Source organism: Chryseobacterium sp. Leaf394 (assembly GCF_001424105.1).
GTDB lineage: Bacteria > Bacteroidota > Bacteroidia > Flavobacteriales > Weeksellaceae > Chryseobacterium.
The window spans coordinates 1-1,329 of the sequence record NZ_LMQH01000009.1 but is presented as its reverse complement, the minus strand read 5'-3'; the positions used below and the strand labels follow the sequence as shown (position 1 = coordinate 1,329).

Below are 1,329 nucleotides of genomic sequence, written 5' to 3'. Positions count from 1 at the left end.
TCTGATTTTAGCATTTGGATCTCCGAACATATCAATTGTAATAGGTTCTTTAATCAGCTTGTCAAGTGGGGGCGGTGTCGGAATGCATCCTCCCTGGTTGTACTGTGCAAAAGTGAAGCTGCTGATAAGCAGCATAAATAAGCCGGCAAATTTTAATAGTTTTTTCATGGTTGATTTAAAATTATTGATTGTGTGATCTTTAGTATTAGTTTTATAATAATCCGGAGGTGTACAGTAAGCGATGAGCCTCCGGATATATTTTTTATAGTTTTATTTTATTCGTATTAATTTTTTTTAAAAATGGTCATTAAAAGTATAGTGAGAAAGACTAATCCACTGATTAGGGAGGCTGTCATTTTCCAGTTCCAAGTGGAATCATAATTTTTATAGAATATAAATCCACAAAATATTGAGATGGCTGTTAATGGAACTAACGATACGTTCTTTACGAGATTCATATTTTTATGTTTTGTATTAACATCCTGCTGCAGCTCCTACTGCTCCACCGAAAATTCCTCCTACGATAGCTCCTGCCGCTGTACCAAAACCTGGTATTACACTACCTGCTGCCGCACCTTGTAAAGCTCCTGTTCCTGCACCACCAATAATTGATAAAGCACATTTCCATCTTGGACCCAACTTTCCTGCAGCATTCTGCTGATTGTAATAATCTGATGCTTCAATAATCTGAACCTGATAATGCCATAGGATTAATGAATTGATTTCATTTTTATCTTTGCTTTTTCCAAGTTGTGCAAGAATATTATTTTTCAATTGAGTTAAATCTGCTGATGCGTTTGTCATCTGGACTGCTTTTGCATAGAATGCTGTTGATTTTACATCCTTTACATAGGTTGTGAAGTCTGCTGGAATCTTATCATTGCTTGCGTACTGATCAATTGCATTATTAAATTCTAACAAATACATATTCATTGCTTTTCCATCAAGCTGCCCAGCAATGGATTGATTGTACTGATTGGTCTTAATAGGATGAAGAACTAATTTATCCAAAGGCGGTTCAAGAGGAAAACAGTCTGTTTGCGCAGATACGAAACTGCTGATTAATAAAATAAGTGCTCCGAAGACCTGTAATAATTTTTTCATGGTAATTTTTAATTTTAAGTTGTAATTTATTGATTGTTGTTTTTGAATTTTCTGATTAACATCCTTAGAGATTATTTTGATTTAAGGATAGTTGATAATTGTTTTTTTGTAGAAATGCTGTCAAAATTTCATTTTTTATAATATTTAGAGTTAATACTTTTTTTAATTGCTGATCTTACGGGATCAGTCTTTCGTCTTTATGTTTTAAATCTTACGGGATTAGAA

Annotated in this window: 1 protein-coding gene; it reads right to left on the bottom strand. The window is 33.5% G+C overall.

The genetic code is table 11. The annotated features are described in order from the left end of the window. Positions 1–474: 474 nt before the first annotated feature. Positions 475–1,104, bottom strand: coding sequence for a hypothetical protein (locus ASG21_RS02765; RefSeq protein ID WP_056075557.1), 630 nt, complete (start codon positions 1,102–1,104; stop codon positions 475–477). Positions 1,105–1,329: the final 225 nt, after the last annotated feature.

Bases quoted from the DNA above. Each gene is read 5' to 3' on its own strand.
- ASG21_RS02765 (WP_056075557.1), bottom strand. From the start codon at position 1,104: ATGAAAAAATTATTACAGGTCTTCGGAGCACTTATTTTATTAATCAGC.